This is a genomic window from Flavonifractor sp. An52, assembly GCF_002159385.1.
GTDB classification, from domain to species: domain Bacteria; phylum Bacillota; class Clostridia; order Oscillospirales; family Oscillospiraceae; genus Flavonifractor; species Flavonifractor avicola.
Genome location: NZ_NFIB01000010.1, coordinates 41,840 through 60,738, shown reverse-complemented (window position 1 = coordinate 60,738; position 18,899 = coordinate 41,840). Strand labels below are relative to the sequence as shown.

The following is an 18,899-nucleotide window of genomic DNA, read 5'->3' as shown; positions in this document are numbered from 1 at the left end:
GTGGACAGGCGATCAATAGTTGATAATGTATCTTTCCCGCTCCCAGGAGGACACGCGGGTGCGGTATTCCTCCCACTCCTTCTTCTTGCCGTCCAGGTAGTTCTGGGCCACATGGCTGCCCAGGGTATCCAGGATCAGCTGATCGGCCTCCAGCTCGCGGATGGCCTCCTCCAGAGAGCCGGGCAGGGAATCGATGCCGTGAGCCTTCCGGGCGGCTTCGTCCATGGCATAGATGTTCTCGGTAATCTCAGCGGGAGGGGTAAGGCCCTTCTCGATGCCGTCCAGGCCGGCGGCCAGACACACAGCAAAGGCCAGGTAGGGGTTGCAGGCCGGATCGGGGGAGCGGAGCTCCACACGGGTGGACTGGCCCCGGGAGGCAGGGATGCGGATGAGGGCGGAGCGGTTGGAAGCGGACCAGGCCAGATAGCAGGGAGCCTCATAGCCGGGCACCAGCCGCTTGTAGGAGTTAACCAGGGGGTTGGTAATGGCGGCCATTCCCTTCACATGGGCCAGAATACCGGCAATGAAGGAGTAGGCCTCCTTGGACAGTCCCCGCTCGCCGTTGGGATCATAGAATACATTCTTGCCGTTGCGGAAGAGGGACATATTGGTGTGCATACCGGAGCCGGCCACACCGTAGATGGGCTTGGGCATAAAGGTGGCGTGGAGCCCGTTCTTCTGGGCCAGAGTCTTGACCGCCAGCTTGAAGGTCATGATGTTATCGGCGGCGTGGAGGGCCTCTTCGTACTTGAAGTCGATCTCATGCTGGCCCTCTGCACACTCGTGGTGGGAAGCTTCGATCTCAAACTTCATAGCCTCCAGGGCCAGGCAGATCTCCCGGCGGGTGGACTCGCCGTGGTCCAGGGGGCCCAGGTCAAAGTAGCTGGCCTCGTCGTTGGTCTTGGTGGTGGGCTTACCCTCGTCGTCGGTCTGGAACAGGAAGAACTCGGCCTCGGGACCCACATTGAAGGCGTCAAAGCCCATATCCTTGGCTTTCTGCAGGGCCCGCTTCAGTACATAGCGGGGATCGCCGGCGAAGGGGCTGCCGTCGGTATTGTGCACGTCGCAGATCAGCCGGGCCACCTTACCGTGATGGGGCTGCCAGGGGAATACCCGGTAGGATTTCAAATCCGGATAGAGGTACTGGTCGGACTCGTCGATACGGACAAAGCCCTCGATGGAGGAACCGTCGAACATACACTGATTGTTCACCGCCTTCTCGATCTGGGAGGCGGTAATAGCCACGTTCTTCAGTTGGCCGAAAATGTCGGTGAATTGCAGACGGATGAATTTCACGTCCTCTTCCCGTACCATGCGGATGATATCTTCTTTGGAGTGCGGCATGACAGGGGCCCCTTTCTCTCATCAAAATCATAGATTCAGATAGCAAAGAAGGCGCTCCGCCCCCCGGGCCGGAACGCCTTTGTTCACAACTGAAATTAGTATAAGTGCTTGCTCCGCTCCTGTCAAGGGAGTAGCCTACCAGAAAAAGATTTTTGTGGCAACAAGCAGGGGGGCCTGCTTTCGCCCCCCTCTTCCTTGTGCGGACAGCACAAACTCCACACAAAAGGGCGTTCTTTCCAGCTCTCAGGCTTTTATCCCGGCAAAATTTGTGCTAAAATGCAGACATTAGAACTGCCCCGTCCATAGACGGAGAAAGGGATGGTCAATACATGGAATATCGGATCGAACGGGACAGCATGGGCGAGATGCAGGTGCCCGCCGACCGCTACTGGGGCGCTCAGACCCAGCGCAGCTACCAGAACTTCAAGATCGGCACGGAGCGGATGCCCCAGGAGATTATCCATGCCTTTGGCATCCTGAAAAAGGCCGCCGCCATGGCCAACCACAGCCTGGGCAAGCTGGACGAGGAAAAGCTGAATGTGATCTCCCAGGCCTGTGACGAGGTGATTGCCGGCAAGCTGGACGGCCACTTCCCCCTGGTGGTATGGCAGACCGGCAGCGGCACCCAGTCCAACATGAACGTCAACGAGGTGGTGGCCAACCGGGGCAATGAGCTGGCGGGCAAAAAGCTGCTCCACCCCAATGACCACGTCAATATGTCCCAGTCCTCCAACGACACCTTCCCCACCGCCATGCACATTGCCGCTGCGGTGGAACTGGAGGACAAGCTCTTCCCCGCTCTGGACGCCCTCATCTCCACCTTTAAGCGCTTGGAGGGGGAAAATCAGGACGTGGTGAAGAGCGGCCGCACCCATCTCCAGGACGCGGTTCCCATCACCGTGGCCCAGGAGATCAGCGGCTGGCGCTCCAGCCTGGAGAAGGACAAGGCCCTGCTGGAGCTGGCCCTGCCTCCCCTCCACGAGCTGGCCCTGGGCGGCACCGCTGTAGGAACTGGCCTCAACGCCCCCAAGGGTTTCGACACCGCCGTGGCTCAGGCGGTGAGCCAGCTCACCGGCAAGCCCTTTGTCACCGCTCCTAACAAGTTCCACGCCCTCACCAGCAAAGACGAGCTGGTCTTTGCCCATGGCGGCCTGAAGGCTCTGGCCGCCGACCTGATGAAGATCGCCAACGACGTGCGCTGGCTGTCCTCCGGCCCCCGGTGCGGCCTGGGCGAGCTCCATATTCCCGAGAATGAGCCCGGCTCCTCCATCATGCCCGGCAAGGTCAACCCCACCCAGTGCGAGGCGGTGACCATGGTGGCCGTTCAGGTCATGGCCAACGATGTGGCAGTGGGTATGGCCGCCTCCCAGGGCAACTTTGAGCTCAACGTATTTATGCCGGTGTGCATCTACAACTTCCTCCAGTCGGTGCGGCTGCTGGCTGACGCCATGGACTCCTTCAACCGCAACTGCGCCGTGGGCATCACCGCCAACCGGGACAAGTGCCGCCACAACCTGCACAACTCCCTGATGCTGGTCACCGCCCTCAATCCCTACATCGGCTATGACAACGCCGCCAAGACCGCCAAGAAGGCCCACGCCGAGGGGATCTCCCTGAAGGAGGCCTGCGTCAGCCTAGGCTTCCTGACGGCGGAGCGGTTTGACGAAGTATTCCATCCGGAAGAAATGGTTTAAGAAAGAAGGCTTTTTCATGGATATCAATCAGCAGGCTCTGGACCTCCACTATCAGCTCCAGGGCAAGATCGAAGTGATCTCCCGCAAACCCATCCAGACCCGTGAGGACCTGTCCCTGATGTACACCCCCGGCGTGGCTGAGCCCTGCCGGGTCATCGCCAAGGACTATGAGCAGTCCTTCCGCCTCACCCGCCGGAGCAATCTGGTGGCCGTCATCACCGATGGCTCGGCTGTGCTGGGCCTGGGGGACATCGGCCCCGCTGCCGGTATGCCGGTGATGGAGGGCAAGTGCGCCCTGTTCAAGGAGTTCGGCGGGGTAGATGCCTTCCCCATCTGCGTGGACACCAAGGATGTGGACAAGCTGGTGGAGACCATCGCCCTCATCTCCAAGAGCTTCGGCGGCATCAATCTGGAGGACATCGCCGCCCCCCGCTGCTTTGAGGTGGAGCGCCGCCTGAAAGAGGTGTGCGATATCCCCGTGTTCCACGACGACCAGCACGGCACCGCTATCGTGGTGGCCGCCGCCATGCTCAACGCCGCAAAAGTCACCGGCAAGACCCTGGGCCAGATGAAGATCATCATCAACGGCGCCGGAGCCGCCGGCATTGCCATCGGCAAGCTGCTCATCTCCATGGGCTTCGGCAACATCGTCATGTGCGACTTGGGCGGCATCATCTGCGAGGGCGATGAAGGCCTCAACGCCGGTCAGGAGGAGATCTCCCATATCTCCAATCTGAACCGCGAGCACGGCACCCTGGCCGATGCCCTCAAGGGAGCCGACGCTTTCGTAGGCGTGTCCCGGCCCAACCTGGTCACCGCCGAGATGGTCTCCACCATGAACCAGGGCATCGTCTTTGCCATGGCCAACCCCACCCCCGAGATCATGCCCGATGAGGCCAAGAAGGGCGGCGCCGTCGTCATCGGCACCGGCCGCTCCGACTTCCCCAACCAGATCAACAACGTTCTGGTATTCCCCGGCATCTTCAAGGGCGCCCTGGCCGTCCGGGCCAAGGAGATCACCGAGGGTATGAAGATCCGGGCCGCCAAGGCTCTGGCCGCCCTGGTGAAAGACGACCAGCTCAGCGCCGAGTACATCCTGCCCTCCGCCCTGGACAAGACCGTGGCCGACGCTGTGGCCGACGCCGTGGCCCAGGAGGCCAGAGAGCAGGGCATCGCCCGCATCTAAGCGCGTTCCAAACAGAAAACCCCCGTTCCGCCAAAGCGGAACGGGGGTTGTTTTGCGCCGTCAATCAGCCGCTTCCTCAGCGGTTGCGATTGAAAATCTTGAAGATATCGTCGAAGGGATCGTCCTCCGCGGGAGCGGCAGGCGCCTCCTGACCGGCAGCGGGCTGCTGGACAGGCTGGGCCACGGCCTTCTTCTCCGCAGCGGCGGTGAAGGGCTTGTTGGGCATGGCGCCCTCCAGCTCCTCAAAGCCGGTAGCAATAACGGTAACCCGGATCTCATCCTCCAGGGTGTCGTCGAAGGCGGCACCGAAGATGATGAGAGCGTCGGGATGGGCGGCCTGCTGCACCAGGTTGGCAGCGGTCTCCACTTCCTCCAGGCCGATGTCCACGGAGCCGGTAACATTGACCAGCACACCCTTGGCGCCGTTGATGGAGGTCTCCAGCAGGGGGCTGGAAATGGCCATCTTGGCGGCCTCCTCGGCCTTGTTCTTGCCGGCGGCCCGGCCAACGCCCATGTGAGCCATACCGGCATTCTGCATGACGGCGGTCACGTCGGCAAAGTCCAGATTGATGAAGCCGGTATTCTTGATCAGGTCAGAGATGGACTGCACCGCCTGGCGCAGCACATCATCGGCGATCTCGAAGGCATTCTGGAAGGTGATCTTCTGATCGGTGGCAAACTTCAGCCGCTCGTTTGGGATGATCACCAGGCTGTCCACCCGGGTGCGCAGCTCCTCAATGCCCTTTTCCGCCTGCATCATACGCCGGCGGCCCTCAAAGTTGAAGGGCTTGGTGACCACACCCACGGTGAGGATACCCATCTCCTTGGCAATGTCGGCTACGATGGGAGCCGCACCGGTGCCGGTGCCGCCGCCCATACCAGCGGTGATGAACACCATGTCGGCGTCCTCCAGTGCCTTGGAAATCGCGTTGCGGCTCTCCTCGGCGGACTTACGGCCCACCTCGGGGTCGCTGCCCGCGCCCTGACCGCCGGTGAGCTTTTCACCGATCTGAATCTTAAAGGTCGCGCTGGAAACGGCAAGCGCCTGCTTGTCCGTATTCACAGCGATAAAATCAACACCCTTGGTTCCGGATTTCACCATCCGGTTGACTACGTTGTTGCCGCCGCCGCCGACACCGATCACCTTGATCGTGACCACATTATCCGGCCCGGTGTCCAGTCCAAACGCCATAACTGCTCCTCCTATGTAGAACGTATTCGTGAAATACACACGTAGAAAAGGCAGGACCTGTTATCTTTGGTCCTCCTTGTGGGAAGATACTATATCTAGTTGATTTATTGTATCTCTCTTTTGCTTCGAGGTCAATAGTTCCCGCCGGATTTTAGCAAAGTTTTGGAACATACGGGTGCCAAAGACCACCACTGCCGCCAGGTACAGAGGGATGCCCAATTTCTGCCCCAACCAGGTGAGAAAAGCGGCGATGGCGGCGTTTCCGATGGTGCCCGACAGGAACACCGACAGCCGGAACTGTTTTTCCAGCCGGGCGCAGTAGCCGCCCAGGGCGGAGTCCAGCGCCGCCAGCAGTCCGGCGGCCACATAGAGGGAATATTGACTGGGAATGGTCCAGGGCACCAGAATGCCCACCAGCACACCCACCAGCAAACCGATCAATTCCAGCATTTACTCGCCCCCCTCTTCGCTCTCCGGCACCACAGTGTGGGCATATTGATACTCCACCGTGCCGTTGTACTTGGGGATGAGCAGCAAGTCGCTGGCTGTCACCTTCACCGAAATTCCCCACTGGCTCAGCACATCCACCACGCCGTTGCGCATGGTAAGCGCGCTGTACAGGGTATCCGGGTCGCCGATGGCAAAGATCACATAGGGGGCGGCATACCGACGGCCATTCACCGTCACCACCGCGCCGGTACAGCGGATCTCACTGTTGGCCAGCAACCGCTCCCCGTTGAGGGAGATGGCCTCCGCCCCAGCGGAGCGCAGCTCGTTGACCACCGACAGCAGGTCGTTGTCGTGAATGAGATAGTCCGCCTCTTCACCGGTCACATTGCTCTGGGTGGAGTCCTCCAGGATCACGGTAACACCCGGCCCCTCCACATCGGTGCGGCCGGCGGTGATCTCCAGCTGTTCCACTTCCTTCCGCAGGGCCTCGCTGCCCTCGTCGCCGGAGGCCGCCTGGTCCCGGTAAATGGCAAGCTCGCCCTGCAGCTGGGCCACCTGATCCTCCAGGGCGTCGTTCTGCTTGCTCTGCTCGTTATACAGCTCCTGCAGGGTCTCCAAGCGGCTGGCATTGGTGGCGTCCGCCGCACCGGTGAGCTGGACCGTCCGCAGCTGTGCTGCCAACAGATAGCCCACGATGATGCACACCACCACCACAGCAAACTCGCCTTTGTTGCGTCGTTTCTTTTCTGCCATGAAATACTCCTTGCTCTTATTGCTCCGGCGCCTGTTCCGGTACCGTGGGCGTATGGGACGGCTGGGCCGGCGCCTCCGGCTGGACCGATTCCTCCGGTTGCACGGATTCCTCCGGAGGAGTTGTGGTCTCCGTCTGGGTCTCTCCGCCAGAGCTCTCCGGCTGCTGCGTGGGCTCCGTGGGAACCTCCAGGGGACTCCAACCCTCTGGCAGCCACCGCTCAGGCAGCAGGTGGATCTTCCGCTCATCATAGTTCTGGTCCAGGGTACCTGTCCGGGGCAGGCCCCGCTCATCCATGGTCTCCAGGGCCAGCTTCAACTCATAGGTCTCCTCGTCAAAGTCGCCGTTCATAGGGAATACCACCGTCAGATTTTCGCCGTAGCCGAAGCGGATCTCATTGCCGGAGGACAGATCGATAAAGCTCTTCAGGCTTCCTGTCATCACCCGGCTGCGAATGGCCTTCAAAAAGGCCTGGAGCCGCTCCAGCTTGTCCTGCTGCTCAAGGGCCACGGTGAGCACATTGCCCACCGTTGGGTTGACCGGGTCCAGGCCCAGCACCTGGGGCTTGCCCTGGACCAGAACGGCATCTCCTACCTCCAGCAGCTTGCACTTGTCGTCCAGCAGCCAGTAACTGCCGCCGCTCTCTACCCAGGCTACACCGGTGCTCTCCGTCACCTCAAAAATCAGGGTGTCGGGCAATTTTCGGCTGATGGCCACGTCATCCACATAGGGCAGCTGAGTCAAAATCCGGTCGGCGATCTGGTACTTGTTCAGCGTGAACAGGTTGTCCCCCTTCTCCACGCCGGCGGCCGCCAGGATCTCCTCCTGGGTATAGCGGGAATTGCCCGCCACCACCATGGTGTTCACCCGGAAAAAGATGATGCAGCCTACCAAAATGGCGGCAAAGATGAGCAGAATGGACAGCAGCTTATAGAGGACGCCAAAGCGCCCCCGATTCCGCCGCCGTCTTTTTCTGTTCCGTCTTGCCGCCATTGTGCCGTTCTCCTGTTCTTTTTTCTCCATCCTCGCACAGAATGGTTGATTCTTTGCTAAGAAATTCTTACGATTTCCTCAAACTTATCTCACACCCGCCGGATCTGGGCCCCCAGCCGCTGCAAATCGTACTCCAGAGACTGATAGCCCCGGTCGATATGGTGCAAACCGGTGACGGTGGTGATTCCCTCCGCCCCCAGAGCGGCCACCACCAGAGCGGCCCCGCCCCGCAGGTCGGAGGCCATGACCGTGGCGCCGTGAAGCCCGGACACCCCGTACACCACCGCCACCCGGCCCTCCACCCGAATGTCCGCCCCCATACGGATGAGCTCATCCACATGGCGGTACCGGCTTTCAAACATATTTTCCACAAAGACCGTACAGCCGGTTCCGCCTGCCAGGGCCGCCATCAAAGGGGCCTGGGCATCTGTGGGAAAGCCGGGATAGGGCGCCGTCCGCACCGGACGCACTCCCTTCAGCACGCCGTCACTCCCAAGGCAGATCCGGTCCACCTCACTGTGTACCTGGCAGCCGGCCTCTTTCAGCACTGCCGTCACCGTGGACAGGGTGCGCCAGTCTACGCCGGTTACCTCTACGTCGCCTCCCGCGGCGGCAGCCGCCGCCAGGTAGGTGGCAGCCACGATCCGGTCACCCATCACCCGATAGGCTCCGCCGTGGAGGGGGATGCCCCCTTCCACCGTAATGACCGAGCTGCCCGCCCCCCGGACCTGGGCGCCCAAAGCCTGCAAAAAGCCCTGGAGGTCCACAATCTCCGGTTCCCGGGCGGCGTTGGTGATGGTGGTAGTGCCCTGGGCGCACACTGCCGCCAGCATGGCGTTCTCGGTGGCCCCCACGCTGGGCAGAGAGAGGACGATGTCCGCGCCCCGCAGCCTGCCGGAACAGGAAAGTCCCCCTTCCCGGTCCTCCACCCTGCCCCCCAGGGCACGGATGGCAGCCAGATGCAGGTCAATGGGGCGGGGTCCCAGCTCACAGCCGCCGGGCGCGCACAGCCGCGCCTGTCCCATCCGCCCCAGGATGGCCCCCAGGAAGATGACGGAGGAACGCATCTCCCGCATCAGAGCGTCGGGCACATCCCAGCGGCTGGGGGCGGAGGCGTCCACCACCACGCCGTCCCCCTGCCATTCCGCCCTGCAGCCCAGATGGCGCAGGATGGCCAGGGAGGCCTCCACATCGGAAAGGCGGGGACAATTCTGGATCACACAGGCCCCCGGAGCCAACAGACAGGCGGCCAGGATGGGCAGCACACTGTTCTTTGCTCCGTGGACCATCACGGAACCCTCCAGCGGCCGGCCCCCTTCTATCACGTATGCACTCATAGCTTCCATCCTCCGCATTCAGGATTTATGTACGCCATCCTATGCGTCCGATGGAAGGCCGGTTCATTTTGCCCGCTTTTCCAACAATTCCTTCAGAGTCTGATAGATTTTTTCCGCCGCGTCGGGAGAGCCCATCTCCCGCAAAGCCCGGCTCATCTTTTCCCGGCGGTCCGGGTCAGCCAGCAGCTGATTGACCAGATCGTAGAGCTTCTCGCCGCTGGACTCGCTCTCAGGCAGCAGCACCGCCCCGCCGGCATTGGCCAGCACCCGGGCGTTCTTGGTCTGATGGTCGGCCACCACATTGGGGGATGGTACCAGCACTGCCGGCCGGGCGATGGCGGTAAGCTCCGCGATGGTGGAGGCACCGGCCCGGCAGAGCACCAGGTCGGCCGCCGCCATCACCAGAGGCATATCATAGATGTACTGCCGCACCTCTATTCCTGGATACTGAGCCAGGTCAATGCCCTGCTCTTTCAACCCGGCCAGGACCTGCTCATAGTTGCGGCCTGCGCCGTGGATATGCCGCCAGGGCGCGCCCGCCCGGCACTCCCGGACGATGCAGTCGGTGATCTGCTCGTTCATTACCTTGGCGCCCAGGCTGCCCCACACCGACACCACCAGGGGCCGTCCGTCGGTAAAGCCCAGCTTTTCCCGGGCCTCCTTCCGGTTATAGCGGAAGAAGGCCTCCCGGACCGGGGTGCCGGTCACCACCACCTTGGAGGGGGCGTCATAGTGGCTGCGGCTCTCCTCAAAGCCCACCATCACCGCATCCACCACCTTGGACAGAGTCTTGGTGGTAAGGCCGGGAACGGCGTTGGACTCGTGGACGGCGGTAGGGATCCCACGGGCTGCCGCCGCGTTGACCACGGGATAGGAGGCATAGCCGCCGGTACCCACCACCAGGTCGGGCCGGAACCGATCCAGAATAGCGTTGGCCTGCTTCTTGGACTTATTCATATTCAACAGGGTCTTAATGTTGTGTCCAATGGCCGCCGGGGTGATGGACCGCTGGAAGTTGGTAATGGTCACTGTCTGGATCTCATAGCCCTCCTTGGGCACCAGCCGGGTCTCCATACCGCCGTCGGCTCCCACAAAAAGCACCTGACAGCCCGGATTGCGGGCCTGGAACATCTGGGCCAGGGCCACCGCGGGATTCACATGACCCGCGGTCCCGCCGCAGGTAAAGAGGATTTTCATTTACCCATTTCCCTCCTGCATCGCACTATTCTTGTTTGGGCGCCGGTATTTGTCGTGATACTGACAATACCATACCCATCTCCGCCAACTGGATCATCAATGCCGTGCCTCCATAGCTGAAGAATGGCAAGGAGATACCAGTGGAGGGGATCAGGTTGGTGACCACAGAGATGTTCAGAAAAACCTGTACAGCCGTCAGGGTAGTAATGCCTACCACCAGCAGGGCACCGAAGCGGTCCCGGGCATGGACGGCGATCCAGTACCCCCGGATCACCAGCAGGATAAACAGCAGAATAACAATGGCCGCCCCTACAAAGCCCATCTCCTCGCACCAGATGGAGAAGATATAGTCGTTTTCCGACTCGGGCAGGTAGAGGAACTTCTGGCGGCTCTTGCCGAAGCCCACGCCCAGCAGGCCGCCGGAACCAATGGCATAGAGGGACTGGATGATCTGGAAGCCCTTGTCCCGACCATTCATTCCGTCGTTCCACGGGTCCTTCCAGATGGCCAGACGGGTAGCCATGTAGCTGGTCTGGGTCATGATGAAGAAAAGACCTGCTGCCGCCACGGCGCCGCCGCCGATAAACCAGTACAGCTTAATACCCGCGGCAAAGAGCACCGACGCACCGCCCACCAGCACCAGGATGGTACCCGACATATGGGGCTCCATCAGCATCAGAATGGCCACCAGACCCAGGATGAGGAAATAGGGGATGGGTTCCAGGACCCCCTTCTCATCCAGCCAGGCATAGAGGCCGCTGAGGGGGTGACGGGGCGGCAGCCGCTTGTGCTTCTCCGTATTGCGCTTGGACAGGCGGGCCGCAAAATACATGATGACGCCCACCTTGGCAATCTCAGAGGGCTGGAAACCGCCGATGATGGGCAGACTGATCCACCGCTGGGCGCCCACGGTGCTCTTGCCGTAGCCGAAGGGAATGACCAGCACCAGCAGGATAATAGAGATGCCCAGCACGAAAATGGACAGGCCACGGAAGGTCTGATAGTTGATCTTGGAGATCAGGAACATGGCAATCAGGCCCACCACGCCAAACCCGGCCTGCTTGATAAAATAGTTGGCCGGATCCAGCCCCTCCTGCATGGCGGTGGGATAAGACGCAGAGAACACCGCAATCACACCAATGGCGGTAAGGATCACCACCAGCATCAGAAACGGGATATCGATAGGCCCCCGGGCCAGCTGCTGCATCACCGTCAGGTCTCGTCTGCGTTTTACCATGGTCTGTCACCTCCCGTATCACGATGCCAATGGGTCAGCGGTACATGACCCCCCAGAAAGCCAGCGCGCACATCACCAGGGTAATCCCGGTAAACACGCAGAATAGTTTGACCTCACTCCAGCCGCCCATCTCCAGATGGTGGTGAAGGGGGGCCATGCGGAAGATCCGCTTACCGTGGGTCAGCTTAAAGTATCCAACCTGTATAATGTCGGACAGGGTCTCCGCAATGTAGATGATGCCCACCAGGATAAGCACCAGAGGGATATCCAGGGCGAAAGCCAGGCCGCACACCGCGCCGCCCAGGAAGAGGGAGCCGGTGTCGCCCATGAATACCTTAGCAGGATGGAAATTGTAGATCAGGAAACCGGCCAGGCCGCCCAGCAGAGCACCGGAGAAAATACCCAGCTCATAGTGGCCCCACCAACAGGCCACGGCGGTGAAGAAGAGCATCACCGGCATGGTAACGCCGCTGGCCAGACCGTCGATGCCGTCGGTGATGTTGACGGCGTTGACGCAGCCCACCATGACAAAGGCGGCAAACACCATATATACCGGCCAGGGCACCGACAGGGTCACGTTGAAGAAGGGGATATACAGGTCGGGGGTCAGATAGCCGAAGTTGCGCATGAGCACCGTGAACAGGATGGCTGCCGCCAGCTGCAGAATGAACTTCTGGGGGGCGGTCAGGCCGGTGTTCTCATGCTTCTTTACCTTAAAATAGTCGTCGATATAGCCGATGATGCCAAACACCAGGGCAAAGAGCAGAACAAATCCGCCGCCGAACTTCCCAGCGGCAAAATCCTGCCAGCTCAGAGCGGCCACCGCCACGATGGCGGCGATGATAAACATGAGTCCGCCCATGGTGGGGGTACCCTGTTTGGACATATGCCAGGTGGGGCCAATCTCCTTGATGGACTGGCCAGCCTTCATGCGCCGCAGCACGGGAATGAGCACCCGGCCCGCCAGAGCGGCCACCACAAACCCGATCAGGCAGCTGATGACGATCCTCAACATCTCTTTTGCAACCTCCAAAGCCTCTTACAGCTCAAATTTTGTCCGTTCCAAATGGACCAACGTGGTATTCTATCACAGACTGTCCCTGGTTTCCACTCTAAAATGCAACAAAGTTCTGCTTCTCTCCGGCAAAAAAGGAAGCTACTTCCTCTCTCTCGTCCAGATGATACTGCACACCGCCGATCTCCTGATAGGTCTCATGGCCTTTACCCGCCAGCACCACCGTATCCCCAGCCTGGGCAAGGGAGAGGGCCAGAGCAATGGCCCGCCGCCGGTCTGGTTCCACATGGCGCTGGGCTCCGGTGCCCTCCATCCCCTTCAGGATGTCCTGAATGATGGCCTGGGGCTCCTCTGTGCGGGGATTGTCGGAGGTGACCACCGCCACATCGGCCAGCTGCCCGGCGATGGCTCCCATCTGGGGACGCTTGGACCGGTCCCGGTCGCCGCCGCAGCCGAAGAGACAGATCACCCGGCCCTGGGTGAAGTCCCGGACGGTGGTAAGAATGTTCTCCAGAGCATCCGGGGTATGGGCATAGTCAATGAGCACTGTGTAGTCCGCCGGTACCGGCACCACCTCAATGCGGCCCTTCACTCCCTTGGCATTGGCCAGGGAGGATGCGATCTGTCCCAGGGGCAGGCCCAGGGTCAGGCCACAGGCAATGACGCCCAGGGCGTTATAGATGGAAAAGCCGCCGGGGATGGGCAGACGTACCCGGGCGATGGAATCCATGGTCACCGCCTCAAATTCCACCCGGTCGGGAAAGAGCCGCAGATTTTTGGCGGTGAGATCCGCCTCATCCCGGCTCTCGGAGTAAGTAAAGGAGGGACAGGGTACGCTCTGGGCGTAATACCGCCCGGCCTCGTCGTCCAGGTTGAGCACCGCCGTCCCACACTGCCGGAACAGCAGGCCCTTTGCCTGACGGTAGGCCTCCATGGTTTTGTGAAAGTCCAGATGATCCTGAGTCAGATTGGTGAAGATGCCCGCCTGGAAGAAGATTCCGTCCAGCCGGTGGAGCACCAGGGCGTGGGAGGAGGCCTCCATCACCACATGGCTGCACCCGGCGTCCGCCATCTCCCGCAACAGCTTCTGCACCTCCCAGGACTCCGGAGTGGTGCGGTGGGCAGGCAGAACCTCCTGGCCGATCATATTCTGGTTGGTGCCGATGAGACCGACTTTCGCCCCCAGCACCCCCTCCAGCATGGCTTTCAGCAGATAGGTGGTGGTGGTCTTGCCGTTGGTACCGGTAACAGCCAGCACCGTCAGTTCCTCCGCTGGATGTCCAAACCAGTTGGCGGATACCGCAGCCAGGGCCGCCCGTGGGTTTTCTGTGACCAGCCACGGGCCCTCTTCCGCCGGCGGGCGGCGGCACAAGATGGCCGCCGCCCCCTGATCCAGCGCCTGCTGAATGTACTTGTGGCCGTCGGTCTTGTAGCCCGGCAGGGCCACGAAGAGGCAGCCGGAAATCATATCTCGGGTGTCATAGCAGACGCCTGAAATTTCCACATCCTGGATGTGGCGGGCCGTTAGTCTTACACCCGCCAACACTTCATTCAGCTTCATGCTCACACCCCGCTTTCTCCCCACAGGGAAAGGTAATTACAGGCCCGCGCCGCTGGCCGTGGAGTCGGTAAAGCGCACCTCAATGGTGGTGCCCCGGTCCACGCTGGTACCCGCCGGGGTGGATTGCTCATAAGCCACCACAGTGGAACCGAACTCAGAGGCGCCGCTGGCCTTCAGGTAGAGGCCCTGGGCGGACAGCTTCGCCTTGGCCTGCTCTACGTTCAGGCCGATGACGCTGGGCACCTGGACCTGGTCGGTGGGAACTTCGGCGCCCATATAGACCACCACTTCGCTGCCGCCGGGGATGGATGCTCCCTTGGCCGGGATCTGGCCGGTGACGGTGTCGCCGTCGCCCACCACCCGGATGGACAGGTTATTCTTCTTCAGGGATGTGGTGGCGTCAGCCAGATTCAGACCGGTCAGGTTGGGTACCATCACATCGGCGGTGGCAGAGTAGCTCTTCTCCACGCCCAGATAGTCCAGAATCTTTTCCATCAGCTCGCCAGCCTTGAGGGCAGCCATATTGCCGCCGCTGATGTACCAGTTGTCCGCCGTATAGTTGGAGCCGGGGCTCACCGGCTTGGGGCTGTCGTAAGCCAGCAGGATGACCACCTGGGGATCGTCCGCCGGGGCGAAGCCCAGGAAGGAAACGATGGTGTGGTCGTCGCCCTTCAGGGTCTGGGAGGAACCGGTCTTACCGCCGATGCGGTAGCCCTCCACGGCGGCGTTCTTACCGGTACCGCCGTCCACCACCTTTTCCAGGATGGCCCGGCACCGCTCGCTGGTCTGCTCGCTGATGACCTGCCGCACTTCGGTGGGCTCGGTGTGCTGGAGTACGTTGCCGTCGGCGTCGGTGATCTGGCTCACCACATAGGGCTGCATCAGGTGGCCGCCGTTGACCACGGCAGAGGCGGCGGTGATGAGCTGCAGGGGGGTAACCTGGAAACGCTGGCCGAAAGAGGCCACCGCCAGGTCTACATTGGTAAAATCGTCCCGGCTCCAAATCACGCCGGTGGTCTCACCCTGCATATCGATTCCGGTCTTTTCCAGGAAGCCGAAGTCCTCCAGATAGTCGTAGAACTTCTCCGCTCCCAGCCGCTTGCCGATCTCGATGAAAGCAGGGTTACAGGAGTTGGCCACCGCCTTGGCCAGATCCTGGTCGCCGTGGCCATCGCGCTTGGAACAGCGGATGGGGTCACCGTTCCACCCATCTACCTGGGCCACACCGCTGCAGTAGAAGTGGTCGCTCTCACTGATCACGCCCTCCTCCAAGGCGGCAGCCAGCACGATGGACTTGAAGGTGGAACCTGGCTCATAGGAGCTGGTTACCGCCTTGTTGGCCCACTGGCTGTAAAGGACCTCCTTCTCCGCCTCCTGGACGGCCGCGTCGTAGGCCTCCTGAGCGGTGGCGCCCTCAGCCAGCGCCTTCGTATAGGCCTCCTCCTTGGTGTATCCGCCGCTCTTGATGTCCTCCAGATACTGGAGAAGCACCGGGTCGCTGACAGTCCAGGGATCGTTCAGATCAAAGGTGGGGGAGTTGGCCCACCCCAGGATGGCCCCGGTATTGGGGTCCATTACCAGGCAGAAGGCACCGTCTTGTATATCGAACTGCTCCACACCCTCCTGGAGGATACTCTCACAGTAGGACTGAATGGTGGCGTCGATGGTGAGGGTCAGATTGTTGCCGTCGGTGGCGTCGTAGTAGTCCTCAAAGCGGTAGAGCAGCTCGGTGCCCACACCGTCCTTGGCGGTGACCACCCGGCCGGTCTGACCGGACAGTTCCTCTTCGAACTGGGCCTCCAGCCCGTAGGCGCCCACATTGTCGGTATTGGGGTTGACCCAGCCCACCACATGGGCTGCCAGGCTTCCCTTGGGGTAGTACCGCTTGCTGGTGGGCATCAGGTAGATGCCGTGGGACAGGTGATTCTCGGTGATAAATTCCTGTACCGCCTCCGACTCCTCTGGCTCCACCCGGTATTTGATGATCTCATACTGGGAGTTCTTGTTCTCCAGATGCTTCATCACATCCTCAACTTCCAGGTTCAGGATGGACGCCAGGTTCTCCGCCACAAACTGGTCGGTAGGCTCCGGATAGTCGGGCAGCGTGCCGCCATTCTCCTGAGCGTCCTCCACCTTCTCCCGATAGGTCTCCTGGGTCTCCAGCAGATCCTTGGGGGAGAGCTGCACATTGTACACCGTGGCGCTCATGGCCAGCACGGCCCCCTGGCTGTCATAGATGGTACCCCGGTTGGCGGTAACGGTGCTGTCTCTGGTTTGCTGCTGCACCGCCAGTTCCTGATAGTAGTCATGCTGGCTGATCTGGATCTGCCACAGTTTGAAAAACAGGGGGATAAACACCACCAGTCCGAACAGCACCATCAGGAACAGGCTGCGGATCAGAATGGTGCGGTTGGCCCGCCGGTCCGGCTTCTGCCGGATGATTCGAGTGCCTTTCTTTCTTTTTTCTGCCATTTCCGGCTCACCTCGCTTGGGATCATACAGCACTTGTATGCTGCTCCACGGCTTGAAATACCGCAGGAGGGCGTAAGAAAATTTCTTTTCTTACGCCCTCTCTCTCACTCACTTGCTGCCTTCTGCTATAGGCGTTCAAGGACGCCCGCTTCCTTTTCTGCCCGCTGATGCAGTATATGGCGCTGATCAACTGAAATATTCCACAATCTCCGTAAAGATGGAATGCATACTCTCCACGGCCCCCTCCACACCGGTGGCCTCCTCTTCCTGCTGGAAGTAGGTCACCGAGTCAGGCTCGGACAGGTCCACGTAGATGATTTGACCATTCTGGGGCTTGACCATGGCGCCGCTGTCGGTCAGGTTCTGCTCGATGCTCTCCAGATCGTAGGCCAGCTCATACTGGGCCCGCAGCTTGGCCTCCTCCGTCTTCAGGCCGGTCAGATCAGACCGCAGGCTTACCACCTGATCGGAGATCACCGCCAGCTGCACATAACTGAACAGCAGCAGCACCGCGAAAACCAGTACCGCCAGGAAACCCACCACGGCAAAGGGAGAGACGATACCCTCCTCCCGTACCCGAACCTTGGGACGGACCACCGCCCGTTCCCGGGGCCGGACCAGCGGACGGGGACGCAGGACCTCTTCCTGCTCCAGCTGCCGGGCTGCGGAGCCGTCATACATGGGGAAAGGGATGGTATCATATTTGGAATATTTTCTGCGCTTCACGGCAGTTGCCATGGCTGCTCCACTCCATTCTCATTTGTAAATCTGCCGTTATCTCTCTCTCAGCTTCTCCGCCACCCGCAATTTGGCGCTGCGGGCACGGGGATTCTCTTCCAGTTCTTCCGGACCGGATACAATGGGCTTCCGGGTAATCAATTTAATCTGAGGCTTTTTCCCGCACACACATACCGGGAAATCGGGGGGACAGGTGCATCCTTTTGCATACTCCGCCAGGCCGTTCTTGACGATGCGGTCCTCCAGAGAGTGGAAGGAGATCACCGCCAGCCGGCCGCCGGGGTTGAGGCGGGGCACTGCGGAGCGCACCATCTTGTCCACCGAGCCCAGCTCGTCGTTTACCGCAATGCGGATGGCCTGAAAGGACCGCTTGGCAGGGTGCTGCTTCTCCCGCAGGGCGGAGGCGGGCATAGCCCCCTTGATGATGTCTACCAGTTCCAGGGTGGTCTCCACCGGCTTTTTCTCCCGGGCGCGCACAATGGCTCCCGCAATGGCGGAGGAATAGCGCTCCTCGCCGTACTGCCACAGAATGCGCCGCAGTTCCTCCTGAGGCCACTCATTCACCACGATGCGGGCGGTCAGTCCGTCGGACTGGTCCATCCGCATATCCAGCGGCGCGTCCGCCATATAGGAGAAGCCTCTGGATCCGTCGTCCAGCTGGGGAGAAGACACACCCAGGTCGAAGAGCATTCCGTCCACACCCTCCAGACCCAGCCCGTCCAGAATGGCGTCCAGCTCGCAGAAGTTGCTGTGGACCAGGGTAACCTTGTCCCGCCACTGGGCCAGCCGCTCCTCTGCCGCGTCCAGGGCCGCCTGGTCCCGGTCCACGCAGATCAGCCTGCCGCTGGTCAGCCGCTTGACGATCTCCCGGCTGTGACCTGCCCGGCCCAGGGTGCCGTCCAGATAAACACCCTCCGGCTTGATATTCAGCGCTTCTATACATTCCGGCAGCAGTACCGGCTTGTGAGAAAATCCCGTTTCACTCATCTCAGAACCCCAGCATCTCCATACAGGCGGACATCTTCTCCGGCGTCATTTCTTCCTCTTCCTGGGCCTGCCAGGCATCGGCACTCCAGATCTCGGCCCGATCATTGACGCCGATGATGACCACGTCCTTGTCCAGTCCGGCATACTTCCGCAGCTTCTGCGGAATCACAATACGGCCCTGACTGTCCAGTTCGCACTTAGCGGCATTGGCAAAGAGGGGACGCATGGCTTTGGACTGGCTCATGGGAAGGGAGGAAAATTTTTCTGTAAACCGGTCCCAGGTGGACTGGGGATAGATGGCCAGACAGGCGTCCACGCCCATAGCCAGATAGAAGGTGACCCCCAGTTCCTCCCGGAGTTTGGCGGGAATGAACAGGCGTCCCTTGCCGTCGATGCTATGCTCGTAGGTACCGGTCACGCCCTTCACTTCCCTCCACTTTGGTGTTTTTAAGCGGGGTTTTCCCCCATTTCGCTCCACCGTCTCCTTCAGTATAAAGGTTCTGTAACGGAATTGCAATAGTTTTTTACTCTTTTTTAACCCCCAAACTCCCTGTTTTTCATACGAAAGTCGTGCTTTTTTGCATCAAAAACATACGTTCGATCTCTTTTCGTTTCCAATCGGCAGCAAAAAGCACCATACCTGGTGGTATGGTGCAAAAAAAATCACAATTTTATCGCATTATGTAAATAGGATAATGAAAAAAAACGGCTCCCCGCCGCAGTCGGTCAGGGAGCCGTTTTGCTG

The 18,899-nt window shown here is 60.6% G+C and carries 16 protein-coding genes; 2 read left to right on the top strand and 14 right to left on the bottom strand.

Translation table 11 applies throughout. From position 1 onward, the window contains the following. Positions 1-12: 12 nt before the first annotated feature. Positions 13-1,344: a type I glutamate--ammonia ligase gene (glnA, locus tag B5G06_RS05690; protein WP_087188124.1), complete on the bottom strand. Its 1,332-nt coding sequence runs from the start codon at positions 1,342-1,344 to the stop codon at positions 13-15. 329 nt (positions 1,345-1,673) lie between these two features. Here glnA and fumC point away from each other — a divergent pair, with 329 nt between their 5' ends. Together fumC and B5G06_RS05680 are read left to right on the top strand one after the other, a co-directional pair. Then, a complete protein-coding gene (gene fumC / locus B5G06_RS05685) occupies positions 1,674-3,038 on the top strand; it encodes a class II fumarate hydratase (RefSeq protein WP_087188123.1) in 1,365 nt (454 codons plus the stop codon). 16 nt (positions 3,039-3,054) lie between these two features. Then, a complete protein-coding gene (locus B5G06_RS05680) occupies positions 3,055-4,224 on the top strand; it encodes an NAD(P)-dependent malic enzyme (RefSeq protein ID WP_087188122.1) in 1,170 nt (389 codons plus the stop codon). Between the two features lie 76 nt (positions 4,225-4,300). On the opposite strand, the gene ftsZ is transcribed toward B5G06_RS05680, so the two are convergent. The 13 genes from ftsZ to mraZ form a co-directional block, all read right to left on the bottom strand. Continuing rightward, complete coding sequence (ftsZ, locus tag B5G06_RS05675; RefSeq protein WP_087188121.1) at positions 4,301-5,416, bottom strand: cell division protein FtsZ; 1,116 nt, start codon at positions 5,414-5,416, stop codon at positions 4,301-4,303. Between the two features lie 60 nt (positions 5,417-5,476). After that, positions 5,477-5,866, bottom strand: coding sequence for a small basic family protein (locus B5G06_RS05670; protein WP_087188120.1), 390 nt, complete (start codon positions 5,864-5,866; stop codon positions 5,477-5,479). Continuing rightward, the gene (locus B5G06_RS05665) at positions 5,867-6,619 is read right to left on the bottom strand and encodes a DUF881 domain-containing protein (RefSeq protein WP_087188119.1); all 753 of its coding nucleotides are present in this window, start codon (positions 6,617-6,619) and stop codon (positions 5,867-5,869) included. Between the two features lie 16 nt (positions 6,620-6,635). Then, positions 6,636-7,610, bottom strand: a complete 975-nt coding sequence (locus tag B5G06_RS05660) for a cell division protein FtsQ/DivIB (RefSeq protein WP_087188118.1) — start codon at positions 7,608-7,610, stop codon at positions 6,636-6,638. Between the two features lie 89 nt (positions 7,611-7,699). Further along, positions 7,700-8,947 (bottom strand): UDP-N-acetylglucosamine 1-carboxyvinyltransferase, encoded by a 1,248-nt coding sequence (murA, locus tag B5G06_RS05655; RefSeq protein ID WP_087188117.1) that lies wholly within the window; start codon positions 8,945-8,947, stop codon positions 7,700-7,702. Between the two features lie 63 nt (positions 8,948-9,010). After that, positions 9,011-10,144 carry an undecaprenyldiphospho-muramoylpentapeptide beta-N-acetylglucosaminyltransferase gene (gene murG, locus B5G06_RS05650; protein ID WP_087188116.1) on the bottom strand — a complete coding sequence of 378 codons (1,134 nt, stop codon included), beginning with the start codon at positions 10,142-10,144 and terminating at the stop codon, positions 9,011-9,013. 25 nt (positions 10,145-10,169) lie between these two features. Next, positions 10,170-11,381: an FtsW/RodA/SpoVE family cell cycle protein gene (locus B5G06_RS05645; protein WP_242955361.1), complete on the bottom strand. Its 1,212-nt coding sequence runs from the start codon at positions 11,379-11,381 to the stop codon at positions 10,170-10,172. A gap of 34 nt (positions 11,382-11,415) precedes the next feature. Beyond that, on the bottom strand, positions 11,416-12,396 hold the full coding sequence (gene mraY / locus B5G06_RS05640; protein ID WP_087188115.1) for a phospho-N-acetylmuramoyl-pentapeptide-transferase: 981 nt from the start codon (positions 12,394-12,396) through the stop codon (positions 11,416-11,418). Positions 12,397-12,493: 97 nt separating this feature from the next. After that, positions 12,494-13,957, bottom strand: coding sequence for a UDP-N-acetylmuramoyl-L-alanyl-D-glutamate--2,6-diaminopimelate ligase (locus B5G06_RS05635; protein ID WP_087188156.1), 1,464 nt, complete (start codon positions 13,955-13,957; stop codon positions 12,494-12,496). Between the two features lie 36 nt (positions 13,958-13,993). Then, entirely contained in the window at positions 13,994-16,429 is a 2,436-nt protein-coding gene (locus B5G06_RS05630) for a penicillin-binding transpeptidase domain-containing protein (RefSeq protein ID WP_087188114.1), read from the bottom strand. Positions 16,430-16,615: 186 nt separating this feature from the next. After that, positions 16,616-17,167 (bottom strand): hypothetical protein, encoded by a 552-nt coding sequence (locus B5G06_RS05625; protein ID WP_087188113.1) that lies wholly within the window; start codon positions 17,165-17,167, stop codon positions 16,616-16,618. A 36-nt stretch (positions 17,168-17,203) separates the two neighbouring features. Further along, on the bottom strand, positions 17,204-18,154 hold the full coding sequence (rsmH, locus tag B5G06_RS05620; protein WP_087188112.1) for a 16S rRNA (cytosine(1402)-N(4))-methyltransferase RsmH: 951 nt from the start codon (positions 18,152-18,154) through the stop codon (positions 17,204-17,206). A gap of 1 nt (position 18,155) precedes the next feature. Further along, on the bottom strand, positions 18,156-18,581 hold the full coding sequence (gene mraZ / locus B5G06_RS05615) for a division/cell wall cluster transcriptional repressor MraZ (RefSeq protein ID WP_242955360.1): 426 nt from the start codon (positions 18,579-18,581) through the stop codon (positions 18,156-18,158). Positions 18,582-18,899: the final 318 nt, after the last annotated feature.

Coding starts and splice junctions, on each gene's coding strand:
- glnA (WP_087188124.1), bottom strand. CDS start 1,344: ATGCCGCACTCCAAAGAAGATATCATCCGCATGGTACGGGAAGAGGAC.
- fumC (WP_087188123.1), top strand. CDS start 1,674: ATGGAATATCGGATCGAACGGGACAGCATGGGCGAGATGCAGGTGCCC.
- B5G06_RS05680 (WP_087188122.1), top strand. CDS start 3,055: ATGGATATCAATCAGCAGGCTCTGGACCTCCACTATCAGCTCCAGGGC.
- ftsZ (WP_087188121.1), bottom strand. CDS start 5,416: ATGGCGTTTGGACTGGACACCGGGCCGGATAATGTGGTCACGATCAAG.
- B5G06_RS05670 (WP_087188120.1), bottom strand. CDS start 5,866: ATGCTGGAATTGATCGGTTTGCTGGTGGGTGTGCTGGTGGGCATTCTG.
- B5G06_RS05665 (WP_087188119.1), bottom strand. CDS start 6,619: ATGGCAGAAAAGAAACGACGCAACAAAGGCGAGTTTGCTGTGGTGGTG.
- B5G06_RS05660 (WP_087188118.1), bottom strand. CDS start 7,610: ATGGCGGCAAGACGGAACAGAAAAAGACGGCGGCGGAATCGGGGGCGC.
- murA (WP_087188117.1), bottom strand. CDS start 8,947: ATGAGTGCATACGTGATAGAAGGGGGCCGGCCGCTGGAGGGTTCCGTG.
- murG (WP_087188116.1), bottom strand. CDS start 10,144: ATGAAAATCCTCTTTACCTGCGGCGGGACCGCGGGTCATGTGAATCCC.
- B5G06_RS05645 (WP_242955361.1), bottom strand. CDS start 11,381: ATGGTAAAACGCAGACGAGACCTGACGGTGATGCAGCAGCTGGCCCGG.
- mraY (WP_087188115.1), bottom strand. CDS start 12,396: ATGTTGAGGATCGTCATCAGCTGCCTGATCGGGTTTGTGGTGGCCGCT.
- B5G06_RS05635 (WP_087188156.1), bottom strand. CDS start 13,957: ATGAAGCTGAATGAAGTGTTGGCGGGTGTAAGACTAACGGCCCGCCAC.
- B5G06_RS05630 (WP_087188114.1), bottom strand. CDS start 16,429: ATGGCAGAAAAAAGAAAGAAAGGCACTCGAATCATCCGGCAGAAGCCG.
- B5G06_RS05625 (WP_087188113.1), bottom strand. CDS start 17,167: ATGGCAACTGCCGTGAAGCGCAGAAAATATTCCAAATATGATACCATC.
- rsmH (WP_087188112.1), bottom strand. CDS start 18,154: ATGAGTGAAACGGGATTTTCTCACAAGCCGGTACTGCTGCCGGAATGT.